The 26,539-nt window shown below is 45.0% G+C and carries 24 protein-coding genes; 7 read left to right on the top strand and 17 right to left on the bottom strand.

The window, feature by feature from the left end; genetic code table 11:
* Position 1: 1 nt before the first annotated feature.
* The 9 genes from L0991_22435 to L0991_22395 form a co-directional block, all read right to left on the bottom strand.
* The gene (locus tag L0991_22435; GenBank protein XGB65538.1) at positions 2–568 is read right to left on the bottom strand and encodes a Crp/Fnr family transcriptional regulator; all 567 of its coding nucleotides are present in this window, start codon (positions 566–568) and stop codon (positions 2–4) included.
* A 71-nt stretch (positions 569–639) separates the two neighbouring features.
* Positions 640–2,394 (bottom strand): lysophospholipid acyltransferase family protein, encoded by a 1,755-nt coding sequence (locus L0991_22430; protein XGB65537.1) that lies wholly within the window; start codon positions 2,392–2,394, stop codon positions 640–642.
* A gap of 12 nt (positions 2,395–2,406) precedes the next feature.
* Positions 2,407–2,850, bottom strand: coding sequence for a hypothetical protein (locus L0991_22425; GenBank protein ID XGB65536.1), 444 nt, complete (start codon positions 2,848–2,850; stop codon positions 2,407–2,409).
* Between the two features lie 10 nt (positions 2,851–2,860).
* A complete protein-coding gene (locus L0991_22420; GenBank protein ID XGB65535.1) occupies positions 2,861–3,298 on the bottom strand; it encodes a YHS domain-containing protein in 438 nt (145 codons plus the stop codon).
* Between the two features lie 12 nt (positions 3,299–3,310).
* Positions 3,311–4,060, bottom strand: coding sequence for an NRDE family protein (locus tag L0991_22415; protein XGB65534.1), 750 nt, complete (start codon positions 4,058–4,060; stop codon positions 3,311–3,313).
* A 2-nt stretch (positions 4,061–4,062) separates the two neighbouring features.
* Positions 4,063–4,605, bottom strand: a complete 543-nt coding sequence (locus L0991_22410; GenBank protein ID XGB65533.1) for a hypothetical protein — start codon at positions 4,603–4,605, stop codon at positions 4,063–4,065.
* Positions 4,606–4,624: 19 nt separating this feature from the next.
* Positions 4,625–5,758, bottom strand: a complete 1,134-nt coding sequence (locus L0991_22405) for an ATP-grasp domain-containing protein (GenBank protein XGB65532.1) — start codon at positions 5,756–5,758, stop codon at positions 4,625–4,627.
* Entirely contained in the window at positions 5,755–6,342 is a 588-nt protein-coding gene (locus L0991_22400; protein ID XGB65531.1) for a DedA family protein, read from the bottom strand. The genes L0991_22405 and L0991_22400 overlap by 4 nt, the downstream gene beginning before the upstream one ends.
* Positions 6,343–6,671: 329 nt before the next feature.
* The gene (locus L0991_22395) at positions 6,672–8,648 is read right to left on the bottom strand and encodes a bifunctional 2',3'-cyclic-nucleotide 2'-phosphodiesterase/3'-nucleotidase (GenBank protein XGB65530.1); all 1,977 of its coding nucleotides are present in this window, start codon (positions 8,646–8,648) and stop codon (positions 6,672–6,674) included.
* Positions 8,649–9,096: 448 nt separating this feature from the next.
* On the opposite strand from L0991_22395, the gene cysD reads away from it, so the two are divergent.
* The 4 genes from cysD (at position 9,097) to cysC (ending at position 13,889) form a co-directional block, all read left to right on the top strand.
* Positions 9,097–10,005 (top strand): sulfate adenylyltransferase subunit CysD, encoded by a 909-nt coding sequence (gene cysD, locus L0991_22390; GenBank protein ID XGB65529.1) that lies wholly within the window; start codon positions 9,097–9,099, stop codon positions 10,003–10,005.
* Between the two features lie 18 nt (positions 10,006–10,023).
* Positions 10,024–11,454 (top strand): sulfate adenylyltransferase subunit CysN, encoded by a 1,431-nt coding sequence (cysN, locus tag L0991_22385; protein XGB65528.1) that lies wholly within the window; start codon positions 10,024–10,026, stop codon positions 11,452–11,454.
* A 65-nt stretch (positions 11,455–11,519) separates the two neighbouring features.
* On the top strand, positions 11,520–13,244 hold the full coding sequence (locus L0991_22380; protein XGB65527.1) for an SLC13 family permease: 1,725 nt from the start codon (positions 11,520–11,522) through the stop codon (positions 13,242–13,244).
* Positions 13,245–13,268: 24 nt separating this feature from the next.
* The gene (gene cysC, locus L0991_22375; GenBank protein ID XGB65526.1) at positions 13,269–13,889 is read left to right on the top strand and encodes an adenylyl-sulfate kinase; all 621 of its coding nucleotides are present in this window, start codon (positions 13,269–13,271) and stop codon (positions 13,887–13,889) included.
* Between the two features lie 146 nt (positions 13,890–14,035).
* On the opposite strand, the gene L0991_22370 is transcribed toward cysC, so the two are convergent.
* From L0991_22370 to L0991_22340, 7 genes are all read right to left on the bottom strand, one after another.
* Positions 14,036–14,944, bottom strand: coding sequence for a TIGR03899 family protein (locus tag L0991_22370; GenBank protein XGB65525.1), 909 nt, complete (start codon positions 14,942–14,944; stop codon positions 14,036–14,038).
* A gap of 351 nt (positions 14,945–15,295) precedes the next feature.
* Positions 15,296–15,811, bottom strand: coding sequence for a DUF3299 domain-containing protein (locus L0991_22365; protein XGB65524.1), 516 nt, complete (start codon positions 15,809–15,811; stop codon positions 15,296–15,298).
* 13 nt (positions 15,812–15,824) lie between these two features.
* Positions 15,825–17,084, bottom strand: a complete 1,260-nt coding sequence (locus tag L0991_22360) for an ABC transporter permease (protein XGB65523.1) — start codon at positions 17,082–17,084, stop codon at positions 15,825–15,827.
* A complete protein-coding gene (locus tag L0991_22355; GenBank protein XGB65522.1) occupies positions 17,081–17,797 on the bottom strand; it encodes an ABC transporter ATP-binding protein in 717 nt (238 codons plus the stop codon). The genes L0991_22360 and L0991_22355 overlap by 4 nt, the downstream gene beginning before the upstream one ends.
* Before the next feature lie 140 nt (positions 17,798–17,937).
* Entirely contained in the window at positions 17,938–18,660 is a 723-nt protein-coding gene (locus tag L0991_22350; GenBank protein ID XGB65521.1) for a DUF2796 domain-containing protein, read from the bottom strand.
* 41 nt (positions 18,661–18,701) lie between these two features.
* Positions 18,702–18,992, bottom strand: coding sequence for a DUF2607 domain-containing protein (locus tag L0991_22345; protein ID XGB65520.1), 291 nt, complete (start codon positions 18,990–18,992; stop codon positions 18,702–18,704).
* A 90-nt stretch (positions 18,993–19,082) separates the two neighbouring features.
* Positions 19,083–19,634: a YtfJ family protein gene (locus L0991_22340; GenBank protein ID XGB65519.1), complete on the bottom strand. Its 552-nt coding sequence runs from the start codon at positions 19,632–19,634 to the stop codon at positions 19,083–19,085.
* Between the two features lie 252 nt (positions 19,635–19,886).
* On the opposite strand from L0991_22340, the gene L0991_22335 reads away from it, so the two are divergent.
* Entirely contained in the window at positions 19,887–20,087 is a 201-nt protein-coding gene (locus tag L0991_22335) for a DUF1107 domain-containing protein (GenBank protein XGB65518.1), read from the top strand.
* A 109-nt stretch (positions 20,088–20,196) separates the two neighbouring features.
* Here L0991_22335 and msrA read toward each other — a convergent pair whose 3' ends face one another.
* Positions 20,197–20,826: a peptide-methionine (S)-S-oxide reductase MsrA gene (gene msrA, locus L0991_22330; protein XGB65517.1), complete on the bottom strand. Its 630-nt coding sequence runs from the start codon at positions 20,824–20,826 to the stop codon at positions 20,197–20,199.
* 193 nt (positions 20,827–21,019) lie between these two features.
* On the opposite strand from msrA, the gene L0991_22325 reads away from it, so the two are divergent.
* Positions 21,020–22,732, top strand: a complete 1,713-nt coding sequence (locus L0991_22325) for an autotransporter assembly complex protein TamA (protein XGB65516.1) — start codon at positions 21,020–21,022, stop codon at positions 22,730–22,732.
* On the top strand, positions 22,729–26,514 hold the full coding sequence (locus L0991_22320) for a translocation/assembly module TamB (GenBank protein ID XGB65515.1): 3,786 nt from the start codon (positions 22,729–22,731) through the stop codon (positions 26,512–26,514). The genes L0991_22325 and L0991_22320 overlap by 4 nt, the downstream gene beginning before the upstream one ends.
* Positions 26,515–26,539 lie beyond the last annotated feature (25 nt).

Below are 26,539 nucleotides of genomic sequence, written 5' to 3'. Positions count from 1 at the left end.
ATTAACTATTGTTAATTCGACCTTTAATTCTACTCAAACTTATCGCCGTTATTCCTAGGTAGGCAGCAATTTGATTGTCGTTGAGGCGTTGTTCTAGATCGGGGTAGTGTTCACAGAAAAGCTGGTAACGTTGCTCTGGGGTATAGAGCAACATGAATCGCTCTTTGTTTTCCTTGTGCATCAGCTGGGTTTCTAACAACTTTAAATACAAAGGATTATTAGAGGCACGCCACTCGATTACGGCCTTCATTGGCAGTTCTAATAGCGTTATAGGAGTGAGGGTTTCAAGTAGGTAAGGGGACGCTTGGTTTTTTATCAAGCTCTCAAAGCCGATGATCCAGTCTTGTTCCCAGTAGAACTCTTTGCTGTATTGCTTGCCTTCATTAGTGAGGTAACAAGCGTGGCATAAGCCCTCAAGCACGAAGTAAATTGAGTCTGCCATCTCTCCTTGGTTAATAAGGATGTGTCTGGTTGGTAGCTCAAGAGGCTTGGCGACAGCGACTAGCGATTCAATCTGATTTTCTGAGAAGTCGAAGCTTTGCAGTTGTTCGATAAAAGAGGTGTGCATGAAAATAACCTAACCCAAATAAGTGCTGAAATCATCGCACTTATTTGAGTGTAGGTACAGTTCGGGCTAAATCAGCGTTGAGTGTGCTGCTCTAGGTAATCTTGAGCAAGCTCTCGCCCCATGTACTTACCTAAGGTTTTCAATGGTACCTTCTTAAGGTTAACCACAATCAAGCCATCTAGCGCATCATTAAACGATGGGTCGACGTTAAAGCACACTAGCTTGCCATTCATCCCAAGATACTGGCGCAGTAGTACCGGTAATCCTTTTCCTTGCTCCATACGAGCTAACACTTTGGATAGTAGAGGCACACTTGCTAGTGAAGACAATAGGTGATTTTGCCAGAACACATGACTGCTGGTATTGAGCGGTGACGAAGGAGAAACCAGACTCGCCTTTTCTTCATCATAATGGTGAATCGATAAGGTAGTCGCGATCAACAGGCGCGCATTGTGGCTGTAATCATTACTGATACTGACCGGGCCAAAGAGGTGAGTATATTGAGGGTGTCGAGAGACAAAAGTCGCAATACCTTTCCATAGCAGTAACAGTGAATTGAGGCTCTTTTGATAAGGTTTACTCACTACAGAGCGACCAAGTTCAATACTGTTATCTAGGGTATCGATGAACTCTTGATTGTAGTTGAACAGGCTACGGGAATAGAGTTGGTCTAATCCGTGTTCGGTAATTAGCTTGTCGACCATACCCAGTCGATAAGCACCGACTAATTCGGCCTTAGCTTTGTTCCACACAAACAGTTGATGGTAGTAAAGGTCATACTCATCCAAGTCACAAGCAAGCCCGCTACCTTCACCGACTTCTCGAAAGCTCTCTTCTCTGACTCGACCAATTTCGCGCATTAAATTGGGAATAGATTGGCTTGGCGTACAGTAGACCTCGAAGTCACCTTGTTCGAGTAGCATCGTTTCTTGAGGTAGTGAGTCTATCTCTATTGCCAATACTTCTGGTGATATTGGCGCAATCACTTGGGTATCGAAAGAGGGGGCGTGGATCTGCGTGTTCGGGCTATCTTGTTGACTCATAAGATAGGTGTTGAGCCTTAGATAGTTGACGATATCCATCTCTTTTTCAAACGATTTTATCTCTGAATACGGAATCGATGAGCCAATCGAGATAGAGATAGTTGTCGCCTGTTTATTGAGAAGTTCACGCCCGAGTAGAGCGGTTCTCAATAGTGGGTGCACTCGACCGGCTTGATAGAACAGCTCACTGTTTTTGCCATTGATAAAAATTGGAACCGTCGTTGCTTGATGGCGCTTAACAAACTTAGCGACCGATTTGCTCCACTCTATGTCGGTAAGTGTTTTTGCCCCTTTGCGGTAACTGGATACTTCTCCGGCTGGGAACACGATCAGCAGCCCACCATCAGCTAGGTGATGATTGGCATCTCGGATGGCCTTGGCATTGGTCCTTTTCGACTCTTTACCATTAAAGACATCAACACCAATGAAAAGATCATCCAGTTCAGGTAGCCGTTTGAGTAACTCATTCGCCAACACCTTCACATCCTTTCTTACTGATCCTACGAGATCAGCTAAGATCACTCCTTCAATCGCGCCGAGTGGGTGGTTCGCTACAATCACGACAGGGCCTTCTTCAGGAATGTTTTCCGTGCTTCCTGATGCAATGGAGTAGTCGATATTGAGCGCCGACAAGGTGTAATTCATGAATTCAAAACTAGATAACTTATCTTGTCGATCTTGATAGAGTCGGTCTAGCTTAGATAGCCCAGTTGCCCACTCGACAACAGACTCACCCAAACCAAAAGGCGTGTAACGTGGTAAACGAAAAGGACTATCAATCATAATGAAGCTACCTTATTGACTAAAGTTATTTAGGAAACCGTCTTGATTCTTGAAATCTTTCACACTTAAAAACGCACCGCATAACCAAACCAGGCATGCCATGCCAAACAACAACCCGCCGTCGTAACCGACTATCTCGCCTGCTGCATTGAACTCAGGCATTTGAATACCGAGTGGCGTAAACAGGTGGAAGAAAATTGCGCCACTCATGATCCCTACACTCATAATGGCACCCAGGCCATGCCAGCGAGTGAACAGTAGAATGGCTGCAATCAATTCAGCGATGCCTATCAAATAGCCGCCAAACGAACCGAACCAGCTTAAGCCTGACCATGTCGCGAGCGTGCCAAAGATATGTTCTGTCTCGTATGAGCCGGTGAATTTAAAAAACAGCGACTGAATGAACACAAAAGCGATAAATGCTGCCGGAAGATGTTTAGCTGGAGTGAATGTCATGGCTATTCCCTTACTTAATCAGCTTCGGCCAAGCTTTATCGGCTTGTTGAATGTGCTGTGCACGGTCTTTCTCCCAAGTCTCTTGAATCTCTTGGTCGTAGTTCAGGTAAAGTTTGTCATCCACTATGGTCCAATATTGTGGGTCACCTGGTGCAAAGTCGTTTTTGGCAGAAACGGCCCATGCGCAATAACCACCATATTGAGGGGCATATTTTTCAGGATTATTAACAAATAAAGTCAGATTCTTTTCAGAAGAAAAATACCAATCCGCACCTTTGTATTCAGTGCTGAATTGTTTACTGCCTTTAACAGGCTTGCCTGAGGTGAAATAAGCCACGGTATCGTAGCCATCGAGTGCCTTGCTGCTAAAGAAGCCGGTATAGATTTCATCGGCGGCAAATACGTACGGGCTAACAAGTAGCATGACCATGGTGATTAGTTTTCTCATGATGGACTCCATCTATAGATTGATTGCTGGTGATAAATCGAAGGTAAAACGCTGCTGATTTATCTGGCGTGGTTTGATTGGTTCGCAAGGTGAGCCGGGTGCATAAAACATCGAGGCATGACCATGCAGATTACGTAAATGGGTAAAACTGACTGTGTGCGAGTCTTCACGATGCATACAGGTTGCTAAATGGGGCTGTTCACTGTGATGGTGAGAGTGGAACTTAAGTAAGTTTTGCTGACTTTTCTCTGTTGCAACGAGTTGATCGTATTGGGCTTGTCGGTAGGCTTGTACTCGTTCTAAATCAACACCGGATGAGAATAGTGGTGAGTCGGTTTCCATTATTTTCTGTTGGATGCCGTCCCACATATAGGCAATCACCACACCATTGTGCTGCGTTAGATTTGGAGCAAAAGCCAGTAGGGTAAATGGGGCAAACGAGTGTAGGTTGAGCCTATTAAAAGCCTCAGAAAGCTGACTAACCTTACGACTCGAGGATAGGTTCTTCAGTAATAAACCACGGCTGACCAATGGGCCAACTGGAACCATGCCTTGATAGTTATTGAGTAGACATAGTGAAAGCCCAAACTCGTTAATGCTGATCCAGCTACCACCGCCCGTTGGGTCGAGTGGCATGATGATATCGACACCGTTAACCTGGTATTGTTTAGGGGGCATGGCCAATGCTCGGGTCTTTTGTTCATCACGATTAAAAAAGACCTGATAGCCATTTTCTTCAAGCAACCAAGATACTGAACACATGATTATTGCTCCCTCAGATAGCTGCTAGTGGTTGGGGCATAACCAAAGGTGTTACAGGTTTCAACATCAAGGAAGGTGGTGATCACTTTGATCATCGCGTAATGATGATTAGCGTGCAGCGCTGCAAAGGTTATCTCCCTTTCTAGTGTTGAAGGCAGGCTAGCAAACACTTGAGTATCCATCGAAACCTCAGTTTGGATCGTGATAGGTGCTTCTAGATCATGATGTTCTAGTCGCTCCAGCCAGTTGATCACGTAGTGGATCTCTTTGATTGCCATCGATCTATCGTATTCGACTGGGTGACCACGACGGCGAGTGTTGTAATCAATGGACGCATCCTCTTTCAAAATCAAAGCGTGAAAAAGATCCAGCGTATGGCGAGTATGTTCACCAATAGAGCTAGTGACGTGTGGCTTAGCACTCGTTAGATAATCACTATCAGAAATTGCTGTCAGAAACTCTAGGCCTTGATTCAGTATCTCTACCGCTCCCTTGATACTAGGAGAGACAGCGGCAAAGGCGCTCGGCTGGGCTATCGGGTTCATGCATGTTCCTCGTACAAAGTTAGTCGGTGGTTGGATATTGTTGAACTAGGCGTCGTTCTTCTTGCCATGCGTTAAACAGGCTCTTGAAAGATGGAGGCTGGTGGCCTCGTTGTTTCTGCTGAGCACCTATGTCAAAAAGAATGCGGTATTGTTGAAGTAGCGTAGAAAAAATCTCTCGCAGCGGTGTATTACGATCCCAGATATGTCCGGCCTCGCTGCTCGCGCCATTGACTTCAAGAATCGTAAAATCTGCGCCTCGCATTAGGCTATGGATGTCTTTGAACTTGACGTCTAGTCGACCAAAATGAAAACCGTCGAAGTCGTCGAATATCTCATCTAAACGTTCGGTTAAAGCCTGAGTGATGTATTGATTACCGTCTCGGAAGATAGACCCACGGCTATGGCTACCTGCAAAGGCAAGTTGGAACTCTTCACCTTCATCAAGCACTTGTTCTAACTTGTCTTCATGCCTCGGCAGATAGAGGTGACTGAGCTGTCCGGCTCGTGGGTTATTTTCTATTAATTGCTTGAGTGTTGAAGTGCCATCGCCAGTGACCATTGGTGCATATTTGAGGGTGATCGAGATGATCTCACCCTGTTTTTTATTCGGATAACGAACATAGAACACACCCGCTTCAGCCTGGTATGGCGCTTTTTCTTGCAGTAGAAAACGAGCGTGATTTGGGAAGGATTCAATATATTGCTCAAGTTGATCTTGGCTGTTGATCAGCTTCACTCCAACTCCGCGACAACCAAGATCCGGTTTGGCCACGATAGGGAAATTAAGCTCCGTTTGTACTAGTGCTGTACGTGCATCTTCAGCTTGCTTCTTACTACTGAGATCGGTTTTGGTTAAAGTGATAAATGGAGAGATCCAACGCTTGCTCGACGATCCGGCAAGGCTCAATATCTCGTGTTTTGATTCACCAACCATACCGCTGAGTTTGATACTCGGGTTGGCAATGAGTGGCAGTGCCCAATCAAAGTGCCGTAACCCTTGAATCAGGCTCTGAATCACGACAGGTGTATAGAAAAACCAAGTCGGAAGAAACTCATAAGGTGAGACACTGCGTACAGTATCTTTTTCAAGCAGCGGCATACCTGCATTGATTTGATGTGCGGGAATAACGCGAATATCTAGCGATGAACTCATGATAATCCTCGAGAGTAGGTTTTATTCATTAATCGATTACCGACAAGCAGCAAAGCGATGGCACATGGGATGATGACCCATTGATATTCAGAGGCTTGCAGCCAGGCTGATGTCCCCAAATAGTAGATGACAGAGAAGACAACGCCGGTCCATAACGCGGTAGCACTGATTACAGCCAGTAAGAAAGTTGGAAGCGGGATAGCGAAAAATCCACTTAAGGTAAAACCAACCGTGCGCAGTCCGGGAATAAAGCGAATCACAAAAAGGCTACTGAATGCGTTTTTACGTAGTTTGGTGCGAAGTGCGCGAAAGTGTCGGTTGGTTAGCGCCTTATAACGAACTCCCCGAAAGTAACGCCCTGACTTCCCAAGGTAATAGAGCCCAAGATCACCAGTGGCAATGCCGATGAAAATCGCAAGCAGTGCGTATTGAGGTGGGATGAGTGTTTGAGTCGCCAAACCAGCAGCGGTCACAATCGCTAGATCTTCAAGCAGGTAAGAAAGCGCGATGATGCCAAGCATTAGCCATAGCAGCGACTCTTCTCCTGAATGTAACCATGCTTGAATGCTCTCGGCGGTACTCATCAAATGTCCCTATTTATCCTATAGATGAATGGTTTTTGACCATTCATTGAGTGTAGTAAATTAAATAGACAGGAGGAGCTGAGAAAAACTTACAGCGAATGGCGGATTTTTTAATCTGGTTGAGTAGCGATAGGTGTAAGCGTAGTGATGTTTCGATGAGGGAATTAGATAAGAGGCTGTGATTTGAAAAACAGTTTGAGAGTGACGAATTATTTGAAATTAAGAACTAATCTATCTGCTATTCAATTGCTTAAGTTGTTTTAAAAACAAAAAAGGCTGAGTCGTGAAACTCAGCCTTTGGAAGGTTAACTATCGATTACTTAAGTAATCTATTTAGTTAGGTCGATTTGGTAAACACCGAAGCCAACATCATCAGTCGCCACGCGTTTCATCGGGTATTGACCTTTATCTTTGATGAACTGAGCAGCTTTCTCACTTGGTGACGTTTCAAAGCGGATATCTAGTTTCTTATCCGTTTTGATTGGTGCGAATGACCAGTTGTTATCAGCTGTTGGGCTCACTTGACCTTGCTCTTTGCTTACGCGAGAGATGTAGTTCGCCAGTACAGTACGGTTTTCATCTGGTGCATCAAATGCGATGAACTCTTCACCTGTACCTGGGAATTTAGCACTGTAAGCACGGTAGTTGTTGGTTGCGATCAGGAAGTCTTGCTTCATGTCGATTGGTTTACCTTGGTAATTTAGGCCAACAATACGCTGAGAATCAGGGTTAACCACTTTACAGTTTGCATCGTATTTCGCAGGTTGAGTTACGTCGATCTGGTAATCCACACCGTCGATAACATCGAAGTTGTAAGTACGGAAGTTATCCCACTCAATTAGCTGTTGTGGTGCAGTTGAATTCACATCGATTTGGTTGAACTGACCAGCAGAACACTCAAGCCACTCTTTTACTTCGTGACCCGTTACCTTCATCGCAACTAGCGTGTTCGGGTAAAGGTACAAGTCAGCCGCGTTACGGAAGGTTAGTTGACCAGATTCAACTTCAGTGAAGTTTGCAGGGTCATTCTTACGACCGCCCGCTTTGAATGGTGCCGCTGCAGAAAGTACTGGTGTACCGTCTAGATCAGGGTCGCCTTGGATGAATTGCTCAACGTAATCTTTTTGTGCAAGGTTAACGATCTGTACTGTTGGATCGTCTTGAACTAGAGACAGGAAGCTGTACATCACGTCATCTGCTTTACCAATAGGCTGGTTCACAAAATCACGAGTACCTTGGTGGTCTTTTTCTAGTGCAGTTACGATGCCTTCATCCGCTGCAGCCAGCGATTTCTTCTCAATCTTGTCGTAGATAGGGCGAGCTTCAGATTGGCCTTTAACTACTTCCCACTTACCGTCTTTTTGCGCCAGTGTTAGGTCCATAACACCTACGTGGCTACCCCAACGACCTGGCATTACTGCCGCAACACCGTTCATAGTGCCGTTTTCGTTGTCAACGCCTTGGATGTTGTCGAAGCCTTTACCTGGGAATACGGCGTGAGAGTGACCAAATGCGATCGCATCGATACCTTCTACTTCAGATAGGTAAAGCGTCGAGTTCTCTTCGCCTGCTTTGTATGGGTCTTGAGATACACCAGAGTGAGGGATCGCAACGATAACGTCTGCGCCTTCAGCTTTCATTTGAGGTACTAGCTCGTTCGCTGTCTCAACGATGTCGCGAGCGATGACTTTACCTTCAAGGTTCTTCTTATCCCACGTCATGATTTGTGGTGGAACAAAGCCGATGTAACCTACTTTGATCTCGTGCTCTACGCCCGCTGTATCTGCGAATGTGTGCGTCTTGATGATGTAAGGCGTGAAGTAGTGCTCTTTCGTTTCAGCATCGTAAACGTTAGCACTGATGTATGGGAAATCAGCGTCGTTGATAGACTCTTCTAGGAACTCTAGGCCGTAGTTGAACTCGTGGTTACCGATGTTCGCTGCATCATAGCTTAGCTGGTTCATTGCTTTGTAAGCAGGGTGAACTTCACCGGCAACGATGCCTTTGTCTGCCATGTAGTCACCCATTGGGCTACCTTGCAGTAGGTCACCGTTATCAACTAATACGCTGTTTGTTACTTCGTTTTGAGCTTCTTTTACTAGAGTTGCAGTACGTGCTAAGCCAATTTTTTGTGATGGCTTGTCTTTGTAGTAGTCGTAATCCATTAGGTTAGTATGGATGTCAGTCGTCTCTACGACACGTAGTTTAATCACTTCATCGGTATCTGGTGTTGTTGTGCAGCCTGCGAGTGTCAGACCAAGACCCGCAAGTACAGCCAATGATAAAGGTTTCATTGCAACTTTCATTTTGTAGCTCCAAAGTGGATGGTAGAAAATTCGTTGCGTAATGTAACAAAACAGAATGAAACAATGATTACAACGAATGTGAATTCGTGACTTAGATCGATTACTTTATGGTGTTCTGCAAGATGCCTCCCAAACCTGGTCGATCTATGTACAAATGGTATCGATAAGATTAGTTCATTCATTTCACTTGCTTATCTATTTATTACACTCCTTATCAGCTTTTCGAATAAAAAATGAAATTTTAGAATTTCCAGTAATATGAGCGGCTCGTCATAATGCCTATATCAAGGACGTATCAGGCAGATGAATAGCAAGGATAGCTCAATCGAAGCTTCTGTTTTCTTCTAGTGCCAATACTCCCATTCACTAAGTGGATGAGCTAAATCCCTTGCTTGGTGAGACCAAGTAATGAATTGCTCGTAACGCGAGCCTTAAAGGAAGCACTGAAATGGACCAAGAACGTTTAACCCACCTAAAACAGCTAGAAGCGGAAAGTATTCATATTATCCGTGAAGTGGCGGCTGAGTTTGATAACCCAGTAATGATGTACTCCATCGGTAAAGATTCTTCTGTGATGCTTCATTTAGCTCGCAAAGCGTTTTACCCAGGCAAGATTCCATTCCCGCTGTTACACGTTGATACAGACTGGAAATTCCGCGAGATGATTGAGTTCCGTGACCGCACTGCAGAAAAGTACGGTTTTGACCTTTTGGTACATAAGAACCCTGAAGGTCTAGCAATGGGATGTAGTCCATTTGTGCATGGCTCTTCTAAGCATACAGACATCATGAAAACTCAGGGCCTTAAGCAGGCGTTAAACAAGTATGGGTTCGATGCAGCCTTTGGTGGTGCTCGTCGTGATGAAGAAAAATCTCGAGCGAAAGAACGCGTTTACTCTTTCCGCGATAAGAACCACACGTGGGATCCAAAGAACCAGCGTCCAGAGCTGTGGCATACCTATAACGGTCAAGTTAATAAGGGCGAGAGCATTCGCGTGTTCCCTCTATCAAACTGGACTGAGTTAGATATCTGGCAATACATCTATCTAGAGAGCATCGATATTGTTCCACTTTACCTTTCAGATAAGCGTCCGGTGGTTGAGCGTGATGGGATGCTGATCATGGTGGATGATGACCGTATGGAACTGCAAGAAGGTGAAGTGATTGAAGAGAAAAGCGTTCGTTTTCGTACTTTAGGCTGTTACCCACTAACCGGAGCGGTTGAATCTGAGGCGAATACGCTAACAGGCATTATTGAAGAGATGCTGGTGGCGACGTCCAGTGAGCGTCAAGGTCGAGCGATTGACCATGATCAGTCTGGCTCAATGGAGCTGAAAAAGCGCCAAGGTTATTTCTAAGAATCTAAGGAAAGAAAAATGAATAGTGCAGTAGAAGCCGAATTGGCTGAACTAGGGATTGAAGGTTATCTGAGTCAGCATCAGCATAAATCTATGCTTAGATTCTTAACTTGTGGCTCGGTAGATGACGGTAAAAGTACGTTAATCGGTCGCTTACTCCATGATACAAAACAGATTTATGAAGATCAGCTAGCTGCGGTTCACTCGGATAGCCAACGAGTGGGTACCACAGGTGAGAAGCCTGATTTAGCACTGCTTGTTGATGGCTTGCAGGCTGAGCGTGAGCAAGGCATCACCATTGACGTTGCTTACCGCTACTTCTCGACACAAAAACGTAAATTCATTATTGCTGATACCCCAGGGCATGAGCAGTACACGCGCAACATGGCAACAGGCGCTTCAACTTGTGATCTGGCAGTGATCTTGATTGATGCTCGTAAGGGCGTTCTGGATCAAACGCGTCGTCACTCGTTTATATCTAACTTGCTTGGTTTGAAGCATTTCATCGTTGCAGTGAACAAGATGGATCTCGTGGACTATTCCCAAGATCGTTTTGAAGAGATTCGCGATGAATACCTAGAGTTTGCAGAAAACCTAGAAGGTGAAACGAACATTCAGATCTTGCCGGTTTCGGCGCTTGAAGGCATCAACGTTGCGGCACCAAGTAAAGAGCTAGAATGGTTCGAAGGCCCGTCTCTACTGGAAGTGTTAGAGAACGTTGATATTGACCAAAAACGTTCTGTGGGTGAGTTCCGTTTCCCAGTGCAGTATGTGAATCGTCCTAACTTAGACTTCCGCGGCTTTGCTGGGACAGTGGCTTCTGGTCGTGTGAGAGTCGGTGATGAAATCAAGGCGCTACCATCGGGAAAAACTTCTAAGGTTGCTCGTATCGTAACCTTTGATGGAGATTTGGAGACGGCGCAAGCGGGCTTGGCGGTAACACTGACTCTTGAAGATGAAATCGATATCAGTCGTGGTGATTTGATTGTGCTAGAAAACGCTCAGATTGAATCTACTAACCACGTATTGGCAGATATTGTGTGGATGACTGAGCAACCACTGCAACCGGGTAAAGCTTACGACATCAAGATCGCAGGCAAGAAAACCGTTGGTCAGGTGGAAACTGTTCGCCATCAATACGACATCAACAACCTGTCGACGCATGAGGTTGAAGAGTTACCACTGAATGGTATTGGCTTGTGTGAGTGGTCACTGAACGAGACAGTCGCGCTGGATAAATACCGTGAAAGTGCCGATACCGGTGGCTTCATCGTTATTGACCGTCTAACTAACGTGACAGTTGGCGCGGGTTTGATTCGAGACCGTTTGGACTCTGTTGAACAGCAAGTCGGTAACTTCTCTGCATTTGAACTTGAGTTTAATGCATTGGTTCGCAAGCACTTCCCTCATTGGGATGCCAAAGATTTAAGCCAACTACTTAAGTCATAAACGGTTAAGTAGCAGCTTATTGAATCAGGCGGAAATCGATAGTTTCCGCCACAAAGGACGGGTATATGTGGCAACAAGGATTTGTATTAGCGATTTTGCTCGGCATCATTACTTGCCTGCTCGTTACCCGTATTAAGCCAAGCTTTATCTTTGCTGGCGCGGCGTTCATTGCTTTTATGGGGGGGATGATCGACCTATCGAGCGTAGCCAACAATTTTACTAACTCCTCACTACTGACTCTAATTCTCCTGATCTTGGCATCAAGTGCGTTGGAAAAAACTCGCTTAATTAGCTGGGTTAGCCGCAATATCTCTGAAGGACGGTTGGGCACAGTGGTGGCAAAGTTGGGTATTTCCACAGCCTTGCTTTCTTCTTTTACCAATAACACGGCAGTGGTGGTTTCTTTGATCGGTGCGATCAAACGTAACCAACAACACGCGCCATCCAAACTCCTTATTCCATTGTCATACGCCGCTATTCTTGGTGGAACACTGACATTGATCGGCACCTCAACCAACTTGATCATCAATAGCTTTGTTGAAGATGCAGGATTGCCGAGTCTAAACTTTTTCACACCAACTTTGATCGGTTTAGCGGTATTAGCGGGTGGGGTGTTGATCCTTATTCCTCTGAGTTACTTCCTACCAAGCTACGATGATGGATCGCAAGATGATCTGCCTTACTTCTTAGAAGCTAGAGTAGAACCAGGCTCTCCGTTGGTTGGTCGCAGTGTGAGTGAGAATAACCTAAGAGCACTGCGAAAGTTGTTCTTAGCGGAAGTGATTCGTGATGGTAAAACCACCGCCTCAATTGACCCTGATTTTGTATTGCAGGCTCGTGATAGACTGCTGTTTTGTGGTGATGTAGAGAGTGTCGCGACGCTGCAAGAAATCCAAGGGCTAACTCTGTTTGGTCAACATCACCTCAACGGTCAGAGCTTTGTTGAAGTAGTGGTGAGCTCATCGGCAAGCTTTTGTAATAAAACACTGAAAACCAGCCAGTTCCGAGACCGCTTTGATGCGGTGGTGGTGGCGATTCGTCGCGGTCATGAACGCCTTGAAGGTGGCTTGGGTAACATCACGCTGACGGCCGGCGATACCTTGATTCTGGTGCCTGGCAAACGCTTTGAAGAGCAGCGACAACAACACAACAAAGAGTTTGTGTTGATGAATGATTTGGATTCAAGTGCCAAGCTTGATGCCGATAAATCGGCACTTGTACTACTCGGCTTCACCAGCGTGATTGGTTTAGCACTGCTTGATATAGTGCCGATAATTAAAGGCTTAGCTGGTTTTTTATTATTGCTGGTGGCATTTGGCATCGTGCAGCTGAGTGAGCTTCGCCGCCGCTTTCCTGTTGATATCGTTGTGATTGTTGGCTCTGCACTCTCTATTGCTCAGCTGATGATTTCATCGGGTTTGTCTGAACGTATGGGGCAGATGTTCATTGAGGCATTTAATGGCTGGGGCGTATTTGGTGCCTTGGCCGCGACTTATCTGATGACTCTGATTTTGACAGAGTTAGTCACCAATAACGCTGCTGCGGCGCTCTCGTTCCCGATCGGCTACAGCATGGCGGTAGGCTATGGCGTCGACCCAATGCCATTCATCATGGCTGTATTGTTTGGTGCGAGTGCCAGCTTCATTTCGCCATACGGCTACCAGACTAACTTACTTGTTTATAGCGTAGGTAATTATCACCTCACAGATTATCTGCGCATCGGTATCCCAATCTCGATTGTTTATTCGGGCTTGGTACTCACCCTAATTCCTTACTTTTTCCCATTTTAATGCTGTTTATTTAAAGGACTATTTATGACCGCAGTACTCAAACACAAAGATGAGAATGTTGTGTGGCATCAACACTCGATTGATAAAGCATTCCGCGCGGATCTGAAATCACAAAAGCCAGCTGTACTTTGGTTCACTGGGCTGTCTGGTTCTGGTAAGTCGACAGTGGCAGGTGCGCTAGAGAACCGCTTAGCGCAGCTCGGTTACCATACCTATTTGCTGGATGGAGATAATGTCCGTCATGGCTTGTGTAGTGACCTTGGCTTTTCTGAACAAGATCGCCGAGAGAATATTCGTCGTATCGGTGAGTTAGCTAAATTGATGGCAGATGCTGGTTTGATTGTACTGTCTGCGTTTATTTCTCCTCACCAAGCGGAAAGACAACTGGTACGCGACTTACTGCCTGAAGGAGAGTTTCTTGAAGTGTTTGTGAATACGCCATTAGAGGTTTGCGAGCAGCGTGACCCTAAAGGTTTGTATAAGAAAGCACGTGCGGGAGAGATTCCTAATTTCACCGGAATTAGCTCGACTTACGAAGCGCCACAGAACCCTGAGATCGATCTACCTGCAGGAGAGAAGACGATCGATGAATTGGTCGAGCTGTGTATTGATGCGTTAGAGAAGCGTAACATTTTAGCTAATTGAGACCGCTGGTATGACTAAGGCTGCGCATGTCCGCTAAAAGCAGTGCAGCCTTACTCTACCGAGACAAGAAACCTATCCTCTAGATTATCTTCATTCTTCTCAATGCTTTTCAATTTTTACACCGTCTACTTCCTAGACTCTATTATCTAGACGGTGTAATTCACACTGCTTTTCACTTCGGTTTGTACCGTGAATTTCTGGCTCAATAGGGCAATCAATTGGTCGTAATAAGGCATGTTAGGTTTATTGCCTAGTAGCGCACATAGCTCATTACCAGTAGGGCTGAATCGGTAGTACACCAACTTAACGCCTTTTGATAGCGGCGCCAGTGACATGCTCTTACCTTGATACGTTAGATGTAATGCTGGGTCGAAGTCGATCTCTCCAGATTCTAATTCTGTGCCCAGAATAATGCCAAGTTCAATCAAGTGGAGAAGGCTAGAGTAGGGAAGGTTATGCCCACCAAGGTTAATGGTGTTGGTAGTGTCTCTTTTACCAAAACTAAACAGACCTGCGTGAGACTTAAAACCAAGCAATAGCTTTTTACTGTTGTCGCTACCAAAGCTACAACCCAGTGAAGCAGCTCTTTGTAAGGTTAGTGCTTCCTTTGGTGTCATATCTTTTAGGATTTGTAGCGCCTTCATCGAGGTTGAACCTGGGTTGGTGACCTCTCTTTTCAGTACCTGAGCCCAGAGCCTTTGCATCGACGTATTGTGGATCTCTTGTGCCATATCGAAAAAGCGATATAACCAGTCCTGATCTGGGTCGCCAGCGGCTTCATCTTTACAAGAAGAGTGAGCTAGCTTCAGGATCTGCTCTAAGTTCTTCTGGCGCAGCTCCTTGCGTTTTTTCTCTCGCAATAGCGCTCGCTCAATCAGAGTGCTGGCGGCTTTATCGCTCGCTTTTTCACTGTGGCTAATTAAGGAGTCTAAACCGAAGCTTTGGGCAATGTGCAGCATTCGACTAGCACTATCGGCAATATGAGGCTTTTTCTCATGCTTATGCTGTGTATCGCTAGCATGCTCAATGATCACTGGCTGTTTGGTTTCTGACATAAGAGTACCGTTAGGAAACGACTTAACTGTCTAAAATGTAACTCTTTATCTTATTGGTGGCTAGATTTTGCGTGCAGAGTTGAAGACTTCAACAAAATTTTACTTTTGATAATGATAATAAAATGTTAAATTTGTTGTAATTATCAAGGAGGAGTTATGAATCAAGTCAATGATAACAAGCTGAAAAAGCAGCTTGGTATAGGTTTATTACTCGCGACTTATGTGGGTGTGCTAGCTTATTTATCTAATTACATTGCGTAATTTAGAGGAACAATATCGTTATTAAACTGTTATTGAATAATTTTGTTTATTCAGTGACGGCGGCTCATTGCTGAGCCACCCTCCCAACGACTACATGTCGTCGTATTCTTCTATCGCAGTCCCTTCAATCAGATAGCCCGTTTGCGCTAGATCGTGACTGATCGATTCTGTTTTCAGCGTACCTACCAAATAGATAACATCCCACAATTGCTGTATTGGCGCTCCCTTAGGAAACTTAACGTAGATGATTTGGTTTGGTGGCGGTGGTGGCACGTGGATACATGCACCAAAGTACGGCACTAACAGAAACTCAGTGATCATACTCTCATCGCCTTCCAATGGAATCACAAAGCCGGGAATCTTTACCTTACTGCCGTTTAGCTCGGGGCGAACTGCGCCCAGAGTCGACTGTTGAGGTTTCTCCGTGCTGTTATGGTCAACCATTGGCATGCCAAACGAATCAAGTTGAGCACGCTCTGATTCTGGAATTAAATCAATCCATTCGAGTGTTAATACTGATTCCTCATTCTGAGGTGTTTCAGCGTGAGCTGTACTCATAAATGGGAACATAAGTAGCCCAAATATCAGTAGGAATTTGCGTTGCATCGTAGTTTCCTATTTAGATTCGAATTGTCATGCCATCAGACAATGACTGACGGTAAGCCCTGAAAGCGGGAATAAAGCCGATAATGATTCCGGCAATTTGTACCAGCATAAGTAGTTTCCACTCATGCGGTGTGATTGCAGATATCGAGATGTTGATACCATAACTTTGTTGCACAATAGGAGCAACTACTGCGATCAGAGCAAACAATACTGCAACGCCCAATGTGATGCCTAAGAAGGTCAGGGCACTGGCTTCACTAATCAATAGACCAAACACATGGCGAGGCCTTGCGCCCATCGCACGCAGAATAGCCATCTCACGACGTCGCTCTTGTAAGCTAGTCAGTAGGCTGCTGAGCATCCCCAGTAAACCAGCAACAACCACAAACCCTGATACAATTAACAGCGCTTGCTCTGCTACAGACATCATGCCCCATAATTCATGTAGAGCGATACCTGGCATGATTGCGCTCAAAGGCTCTTGGCGGTAGTTATTGATTTCTCTTTGCAGGGCGAAGGTTTGAATCTTCGATTTCAGTCCAAGCATCATTGCTGTGATTTGCTGAGGTTGGAAATCGTAGGTTTTCAAGGTTTCGGCATCTGGGGTATGCCCTAGGTTGGCACCCGACTCCCAACCAACGTGAATCGCTTCGATCGCTTCTAACGATACATGCACGGTTTTATCTACTGGCGTCCCTGTTGGTGCGAGTATTCCAACAATCTTGAAGGGTAGGTTATCGTGTCGGCTGAACGCCACATCACTGATACCGTGTGCAAGAATGATTTGATCGCCAATCTTGTAATCTAACTTTTTCGCGACATCGGCACCAATCACTACATCAAATAGCTCATTAAACTCTTTACCTCGCTGGAAAGTAAGTGGTTGCTTACTTCCATAGCGGTAGTTTTCAAAGTAGCTATGGTTAGTACCCATCACACGGAAACCTTTATGAGAATCACCCAATGAAATAGGGATCGCCCACTTTACGGCTTTGTGCTGGCTAAATTCTTGATAGCTTTTCCAGTCGATATTGTTAGTCGCATTACCGATTCTAAATACAGAGTAGAGCAGAAGGTTTACCTGACCTGAGCGACCACCAACGATAAGGTCAGTGCCTGAGATGGTATTGGCAAAGCTGCTCTTGGCTTCGGTTCTAACACGTTCTACACCAAGTAATAGAATAACTGACACTGCCACAGTCAGAATGGTGAGGATAGCCGTGGCCTTACGATTGAGAACGCTTTTTAGGGCTAAGTGAGTAATTACTTTCATACGACAACCTTAGCTTGGTTAACGGTTTTTAGATCTATGGTTCGAGTGAACAGTTTTTCGAGTGTTGGGTCATGGCTGACAAAGATTAGGGTTGAGCCCGCTTGATTGGCTTGCTCTAGCAATAGCTCGATAAAAGCTTCTCGGTTGTCATGATCGAGTGCTGAAGTAGGTTCATCTGCAATGATGATTTTAGGTTGCCCCATAAGAGCACGGGCAGCGGCAACACGCTGTTGCTGGCCAATACTGAGCTCAGTCACTGGCTTATCCATTAAAGCTTGGGGTAGCTTCAATCGGAGCAGTAGTTCTTGAGCTGTTTCTTGCAAACTGTTTTTACTATCAGTGACTTGCTGCTTACGTGTTTTCGAGAATTGGCAAGGAAGCGTGACGTTATCGATCACTGATAAATAAGGAAGAAGGTTAAATTGTTGGAAAATATAACCAATGTGATCGGCTCGAAAGGTGTCTCTTTGGCGAGGTGTTAGCTGAGTCAAATCTTGACCTAGAATAGAGACTTCGCCTTGCTCTGCCTGGTTTATGCCAGTCAATAACCCTAACAGTGTTGACTTGCCACAGCCACTTGGCCCTTTTATGAAGAGGTGTTCTTGGGCTTGGATATGCAGAGAAGGGATCTCTAGAGTTGGGGGTAATTCTGGTTTCCAACGAAAGCTGATATTTTCGAGTTTGACCACAAGTGATGAACTGTCAAAAGACATGCTAGCTCCAATAATTAAAGCGGTGTATCTACTGGACAGCAGTTAGTGACATAAATTCCCATAGCACACCGATTTGAACAGCCAAGTAAGTAGGCATTTACTTGGCTGTTTATTTTACGTTTAATCCGATCTAGGAGTGATTAGAATCGAAAGCTAATACGCTCTGCGTTAAGTACTTCTTGTACTTGAGCTGTATCTGTTAGTAGGTTCACCGTCATTTTTTCGGTGTTGCTGAACTTCGAGAACCACTGAGTGCTAACTGTGTCTAGCTTAGCTACATCTGAACATTGGTAGTGGTACTCAACAGTGAACTCACCGTGGCCACCTTCAGAGTGGTCATGACCTTCATGATCGTGGTGGTCGTGACCTTCGTGGTCGTCATGATCATGTTCTGCATGGTCATGGCCCTTATGGTCGTCATGATCGTGCTCAGCATGGTCATGGCCTTTGTGGTCGTCATGATCATGTTCTGCATGGTCGTGGCCTTCGTGGTCGTGATGATCGTGTTCAGCGTGGTCATGGCCTTCATGCTCATCATGATCGCCTTCTAACGTGTTCGACACTAATTTAAATTTCAGCGTACAGTTCGCGTTGTTAAAGCTAAATAGCTCGTCTGGCTTGTTCAGCTGCGCAATAGCTTGCTCAAATACTTTCTTTTGCTCTGCTGTTTCTGGAGCGTGCTCAAAGCCAACCACATCGGCACCTGGCGCTGTTACTTCAACAAGCAGTTCTTGCCCATCTTGAGCGATGTTTACTTCAACTTGGCCATGTACGTGCGCACCGTGAGAACGGAACTCCTCATTAGCTAGAGCAGTAGTAGAGACAGTCATACCGATAACAACGGCTAAAATAGAAGGTTTCATGTTTTTTTCCTGAATAAAAGTTAATTAAAAAGTAGTGGTAATTAAGCGATATTGACAGGAGGAGAACGCGCCAAATAGGCAAAGTAGAGCCGTTGTAGCGTGGTTACTGACTCTGTGGGAGCGGCTGTAAATTCTGAATTGAGTTCTGGAATTTGTGGCAGAGAGTGCGAGGTAATGAGCTGGTTTATTGAAAACAGTTCACAATGATGTGATGTATGATGCTCTGGGGCTATATCCACCATATGTGTTGCTGCTAACACGCTTAGCATGAGCATAAGCCCAAGCAAGAAGCCTGATTTGCATTTCACATTGTTAGGTGTGTTGTACCACATGAGGATGATTAACCACAGAATTAAAAAAGGATACTGTTACAATATAACAATATCCTTTGATAAGGTCTCTAAAAAGACGCGAATATCTGATTAAAGGCTGGCTTTAATCAATTCAATAACTTGCGTTACCTCTGATTCATTAAGTGCGCCTTCCTTTACAAACAAGATTTTACCTTGTTTGTCTTGCACGATAATCGCTGAGCTTTCTTCTTTTAGAGCCCATGATGAAGCAACGGTGCCACTTTCATCAAGAACCATAGAAGACCATGGAAATTCTTCTTTGCTGCTTTCAGCTGATGATTTTACAAAAGAGCCTGTGCCCCAAATTGCATCATCTTGGTTGATAATGGTCGTGGTTTGGTAGCTGTCTTCAGAAAACTTCGATGCTGTAATCGCAGCCATCAGTGGTGCATTAAGCTCTTTAGAGCTGCTGCGGCCTGCGATAGCTTGAACGACACGAACTTTACCCAGAAGATCCTTGGTTGCCCAAGCTTGATATTCTGTAGCTCCGTCTTTTAGAACGATTTCACCATAGTTGCTAACATCAACGGCAGGCAGAGTTGAACCTACAGATAAGTTGTGAGCATTGGCGAAGAGTGGAGAGGCTGCGGCTAATAAAGCCAGTAGAGTTTTGTTTTTCATTATATTTTTGTTCCGCTTGTTGGTTTGCATTGGAAGTATAATATGAAATTTGAAAAATGCCTCTTTAACTTTTTTATCGTACGATGTAGAAATAAGTTGCAGGCTTGTTACCAAAAGGTATAATGCAACAATATCAAGATAAACAACAGATTATCTTGCTGTTTGCTAAAGGAATTAGCGATTAAATGTGCTTCGAACTCGCCAGTGTTCAGGTACGTGGCTGTAGTACTCAAATGGAATTGAGGTTGTAATATGTTAAGAAAATTTTCTACTTACCGCCCACATCAGGTGGCGCGTTTCGTTAAAGTCCTATTCAAAGGTCAGTTTGCTATTGAGGGTGTTGGAGAGTTTCGCTTCGACCAAGGCAAAGTACTGCTTCCTGAAGTTTCAGATAAACAAAAGCTCACCATTTTTAAAGAAGTGAACGGCAAAATTGCAGCGCTTCCGGTGTAATTGATTTTTGTAAATCGCTCTCACCTTGAACGATTAAACGTAAAAAGGGCTTCCTAACGAAAGCCCTTTTTTAGTTTTGATTATTCTGAATTTCGTCTCTCGCTATGCGTTATTGCGGAGGGAAACAAACACCAGTTCCGCCTAACCCACAGTAACCATTAGGGTTCTTAGCTAAGTACTGTTGGTGATAGGTTTCCGCGAAAAAATATTTCCCAGCAGGTAGAACTTCTGTCGTAATCTCATTGCCTAAAGAGGCAGTAATCGCTCTTTGATAATTTTGTCGAGATTGTTCAGCAATGGTCTGTTGTTCTTCACTAAAGGTGTAGATAGCAGAGCGGTATTGTGTGCCTAAATCATTACCTTGGCGCATGCCCTGAGTTGGGTCATGACGCTCCCAGAATGTCTCAAGTATTTGTGCTAGAGAAGTTTGCTCGCTATCAAAAATGACACGAACGACTTCTGTATGGCCAGTTTGTCCGGTACATACTTGTTCATAGGTTGGATTCACTGTGTAGCCGCCTGCGTAGCCCACTGATGTAGATACCACACCGTCTAATTGCCAAAACAGACGTTCAGCTCCCCAGAAACATCCCATGCCTAACAACACTTGTTGTTGGGAGCCCACAGGGGCAGCCAGCAAGTCAGTTTGATTAACGTAATGGCGCTCAGTGATTTGAATTGGAGCAGCATTTCCCGGTAATGCGGTGGCTGCGGAAACCAGTTGTTGTTTGTTTAGCATGTCATATTCCTTTTCGCATACGTTGACCACGTTGGCTTTTGTGAACTGTGGGCGTATTAACGCTTGGTTCATATTAAATAAGTCTTTAAATTAGACCGTGTTATTGCAGGATTACTTACAGACTCAATGCCTTTTTAGCGGTATTATTTCTTTTTGATTATTAACGTATTGATAACTTCTTCACCAATTAAGCATGATAAGAAAAACTTTACCAGTTCTGATTGGCACTCTATTGTCATCGACGCTCGCTTTTGCTGACGTTTCCCTTGAAATTAAAGGGCTTGATGGAGCGCTTGAAGATAACGTAGATGCTTATCTGAGTGCTGTGCCTGAAGAAGAGTATGCGGTATCACTAAGATTCCAGTCTCGCTTGGAGTCTATGATTAAAGAAGCCCTCAATGCGTTAGGTTATTACCAACCCACCATTACTTTTTCCCACTCTGAAGATGAAACTGAGCTCACGGTGACGGTTGAGCAGGGAGAGCCTGTTCGTATCTATGAATCAGACATCGTACTGAGCGGTGAAGCCAAAGATGATCCAGACTTTTTAGCCTTAATTGCCAAGAGTAAGCTCTCTAAAGGTATGATTTTGAATCATGGTAATTACGATTCTTTGAAGTCTTCGATACGTAATCTCGGTCTAGCTAAAGGTTACTTCGATGGTACATATGAGGTTAGCAAGCTAGAGGTTGCGCCTGAACTGAATCGTGCTTATGTCCGCCTTCATTACAACAGTGGTATTCGTTATCACTTCGGCAAAACCACAGTGGCCGGAAGCCAAATCGAGGACGACAAGGTTCAATCTCTCAAGACTTTTGAAGATGGTGAACCTTATTCGATTACTAAAGTGGGTGAGTACAACCAGAACTTATCCAATACCGATTGGTTCTCTTCGGTTTTTGTTGAGCCTGATTTGAGCCAGTTAGGTGAAGGTAGAGAAATTCCGATGAAGGTTAGCCTTGCTCCTCAAGCTCGTAACCAGATTGAAACGGGTATTGGTGTTTCTACTGACCTTGGTGTTAAAGGTACGCTCAAATGGAAGAAACCTTGGGTTAACGAACTTGGTCATAGCTTTAATAGTAGTTTGTCGATATCCAAACCTGAGCAGACGATTACTGCGACTTATAAAATCCCATTAGATGATGTGCTTAATGATTATTACCAAGTTAAGTATGGGATGAAGAACCTAGATAACCGTGATACCAAGAGTTTGGAATCTAACTTAGCGCTAGAGAGATATTGGCGCCTTGATAATGGCTGGCAGCGTACTGTCTTCATTCGATACTTGGTTGAAAACTATGAGCAAGGTTTGCAGGATGATTTAGCGCAATTCGTGTTGCCGGGTATCTCTTTCTCTCGAACGCGAACGCGTGGTGGTTCGATGCCTATGTGGGGCGATAAACAAACCATTATGGTTGAGGCAGCTGATGACACCTTACTGTCTGAAACCAAAGTGGTACGTTTTCAAGGACAGACGGCTTGGATCAGAAGTATCGGTAACAACCACCGTGGCCTAACGCGTCTGCAGTTTGGTGGTAACTTTGCTGATGAATTTGAGAAACTGTCTCCCTCACTAAGATTCTTCGCCGGTGGTGACAACAGTATCCGCGGTTACGGCTACGAATCGATCTCTCCTCGAGATGAAAGTGGTGCATTAACCGGTGCTAAGTTCATCGCAACCAGCTCGGTTGAATATCAATACCGTCTCGTTGGAAATTGGTGGGGCGCAGCCTTCTACGATATTGGTGATGCGTTCAACGACAAACCAGAGTGGAAACATGGTACTGGCGTTGGTGTACGCTGGGCGTCGCCTGTTGGGCCAGTCAGCCTCGACTTTGCATGGGGTCTAGATGCGAAGAAAGGTGATGAGTTCCAATTGCACTTTAGTTTAGGACCAGAGTTATGATCAAAGTGATGGGCAAGTGCATAAAATGGACGTCGATTTCACTGACGTCCATTTTGCTGTTGTTAATAGCCCTGTTAGGTTTTGTATTGTTTACAAACCCTGGCTTAAACACTGTGTTGTGGGGGGCTGAAAAAGCTCTTCCACAACTTAAAGTGGGGAGCACAAAAGGTGCTTTATTCCCGAGCTTTACGCTCAATAATGTTCAATTCAAAGATGATAGCCTCCATGTCGATACCAAAGTGGAAAAACTGGTATTGGCTATTAATCCTCGTTGTTTACTCGATCCTAAGTTGTGTGTTGATCGCATTGCAATTCAGGGGCTAGATTTTGCTTTTACGGAGCTTCCTCCTGCCTCTACAGAAGAGGCTGAGCCAACGCCACCTCTTAAGTCGGTAAAAACGCCACTTCCAATCACCATCAATCGCATCGCTTTATCTGATATTAAGCTAAACATATTGGGTAATGAGATTGAATGGAGTTTGTTCTCAACGGCTTTGAGTATGCAAGGTGAAAGGCTGACAGTATCGCCAACCTTGTTCAACGACCTAAAAGTTAAACTTGCTGAATCAGCTGAATCAGCTGAATCAGCTGAATCAGCTGAAGAGCCAAAACCAGAAGTCGTAGAGCCTGAACCTGCCGTTAAAACCGCGATAGAGCTGCCTGAGGTTTGGATTCCATTACAGGTTGTACTAGAGCGCTTTGATCTCAATCGTTTCACTTTAGAGCAAGAGACGCCCATCGTTGTTAATCACCTTGGGCTTGAAGTGCGAGCTGGAAAAAACACTGTTGATGTATCCACTCTTGAACTAGACATGCCACAGGCGAGCGCGAACCTTTCTACTAAGGTAGAGCTGAAAGATGGCTACCCATTAGAGCTTTCATTGGACGCTAAGGTGAAGGAAACCGACCTTGCTGGTCAGAAGTTATCACTAAAAGCACAAGGCAGTGTGGCTAAGCTACAGCTCGACTCGCAGTTTTCTGATTTGATAGAAGCCAAGCTCTCTGGAGAACTGCAACCTTTAGAGCCGACGCTGCCATTTGATTTACTGCTAGAAGATGGGCAAGCGCAATGGCCTCTAACTGGTAAAAGCGATTATCAAGCCGAAATTGAACGCTTTAAAGCCGATGGTTCATTAGATGGCTTTAATGTTCAGCTTAAAGGTGAGGCGGACGGTAAGGAGATTCCAGCTCTAGCCATCGACTTTCAGGGTAAAGGTACCACTGAACAAATAGAGCTTGAGCGACTGAAATTGAATACCTTGGGCGGTGAGCTTAATGGTACGGTCAAAGCTAACTGGGCAAAGCTTGTTAACTGGCAAGCGGATGTATCCCTAAAAGACATTCAACTGGGTCTACAGTGGCCTGAAGCGGAAGGTAAAATCAGCGGTAGCTTAGTGACCTCGGGTGAATTGACTGAGGCTGGTGGCTGGGCGATTGAGTTACCTAAGCTTGATATCGAGGGTATCTTGCGTGATTACCCACTGGATATTGAAGGTCAGTTGTCGGCGTCCGATCGTAGTGCAAGTGGTGAGCCTAAACTGAAAACCAGTGGCTTGAGCTTAGCTCACGGTGTGAATTCGATTAAGGCACAGGGACAGCTTGATAAGCAATGGGATATGGGCGTTGATATCTACTTCCCTGAGCTTGTGAAAAGTGTTCCAGACTTGAAAGGGCAAGTGATTGGTAACATCCAACTTAGTGGCCCTACTCAAGAGCCCAAGGTCGACCTAACACTGAACGTTAATAAGGTGGATTGGAATAGCGAAGCAACACTGGAGTCGCTATCTCTTAATGGTTCAGTGGTTCCATTGCCATTACCTGAAGCGCAAGCCGACCTGGTGTTGAAAGCCAAGAACTTGAGCTATCAAGAACAAAACGTAGAAAGCATCGACTTGACGGTAAGTGGCGGTGAGAAAAAGCACACTGTGACGTTAGATGTCATATCCGACATCGTATCGACAAGTTTAGCGATTTCTGGTGAGTTGATTCAAAAGCCTTCTCTTGTTTGGAATGGCTCGTTAGACCGAGTGAAAATCACCACTCAACAGGGCCCTTGGGTGCTTGATCAACCTGTCTCGATTAAGGCCGATGTCGACAAGCAGTTTGCTAATGTTCAAGCGCACTGTTGGAAGCAAGCTGGTTCGAGTGTCTGTTTGGACGAAGACATCCGTGCTGGAAAATCGGGTGAGGCCAAGATTGCAATTAATCAGTTCGACTTCGATCAGATTAAAGCCTTTGTTCCTAAAGAGACTGAGCTACAAGGCTTAGTGAATGTTAAAGCTCACGCAAAATGGTCGGAACAAGGTCAGCCAGAAGTCACATTAAGCCTTGATATGCCAAAAGGTCAGGCTGTACAGCAAGTGGGTGAACCAATCACAATCGGTTGGGAGAGCGTTGCCCTAAACGCTCAACTGAAAGACAACAAGCTCGATGCAGACTTCAAATTGGATGTGTCTGATAACGGTGATCTGTCTGGTACGGTGTCGCTGCCTGATATTCTTGCACAAGATAAAATGGTCGATGCTGCGATTAAGTTGACGACTTTCCATTTGGACTTCTTGCAGCCTATTTTGGGTGAATACAGCTTGTTGAAAGCAGACCTTGCGAGTGACCTTCAGGTGAAAGGCTCTTTGATGCATCCTCAAGTATTCGGTCAATTCTCAGTGGACGGCATTCAAGTTAAAGGCGACGTCACCCCGATTGATGTGAAAGATGGCCGTATTGACCTCGACTTTGATGGCTATAGTGCAAAGCTGGATGCCAATGTAGAAACGCCAGATGGACACCTTGATATTGAAGGCTCTGGTGAGTGGCAAGATCTTCAAGCATGGCATTCGAACGTTAGAGTATTTGCCGATGAATTGATGGTGGATGTACCACCTATGGTTAAGGTGAAGGTCGTTCCTGACATGACCATTGATGTTACGCCTGAGCTTGCAAAAATTACCGGTGATATTGCATTACCGTGGGGACGTATTGTGGTTGAAGACTTGCCGCCTTCTGCGGTAGGTGTTTCTTCTGATCAGGTTATTTTGAATAAAGACCTGCAACCTGAGGGCGAATCGGCCATTCCATTTGATGTCGTGACGAACATTAATATCTCAATTGGCGATGACTTTAAGCTGTCTGCTTTTGGCCTAGAGGGTGAGCTGGTCGGTAAACTGAATGTTGCTCAAAAAGACCAAGGTCCATTTGTGACCGGTGAGGTCAACATCGTTAACGGTACCTACCAATCGTTCGGCCAAGACTTGTTGATCGAAGAAGGTAAGATTTTAATGAATGGACCACCGGATCAGCCATACGTAGCGATCAATGCGATCCGTAATCCTGACAATACTCAGGATGATGTGACGGCGGGTATTCGAGTGACTGGCCCAGCGACAGAGCCAGCTATTGAGATTTATTCGGACCCTGCGATGCCGCAAGCAAATGCTCTTTCATACATCTTGCGTGGTCAAGATATTGATGGCGAGTCGAGCGGCTCAATGACAACCACTTTAATTGGTTTGAGCTTAGCGAAGAGCGGTAAGGTAGTCGGGGAGATAGGTGAAGCCTTTGGTGTACAAGATTTACAGCTGGATACCGCGGGCTCTGGTGACGACTCACAAGTAACGGTAAGTGGTTACATCCTTCCAGGCTTACAGGTTAAGTATGGCGTGGGTATCTTTAATTCGCTTGGCGAGTTTACCGTGCGTTATCGATTGATGCAGGATCTCTACGTTGAAGCCGTTTCTGGTTTAGACAGTGCGGTAGACCTCCTTTATCAATTTGAGTTCGAATAAAGCTATTTGAAGTCACCTAGGTAAT

The sequence above is a fragment of the Vibrio chagasii genome (genome assembly GCA_041879415.1).
Classification (GTDB): Bacteria; Pseudomonadota; Gammaproteobacteria; order Enterobacterales; family Vibrionaceae; genus Vibrio.
Note: the sequence above shows the minus strand (reverse complement) of the source record. Positions and strands in the feature narration are given on the sequence as shown.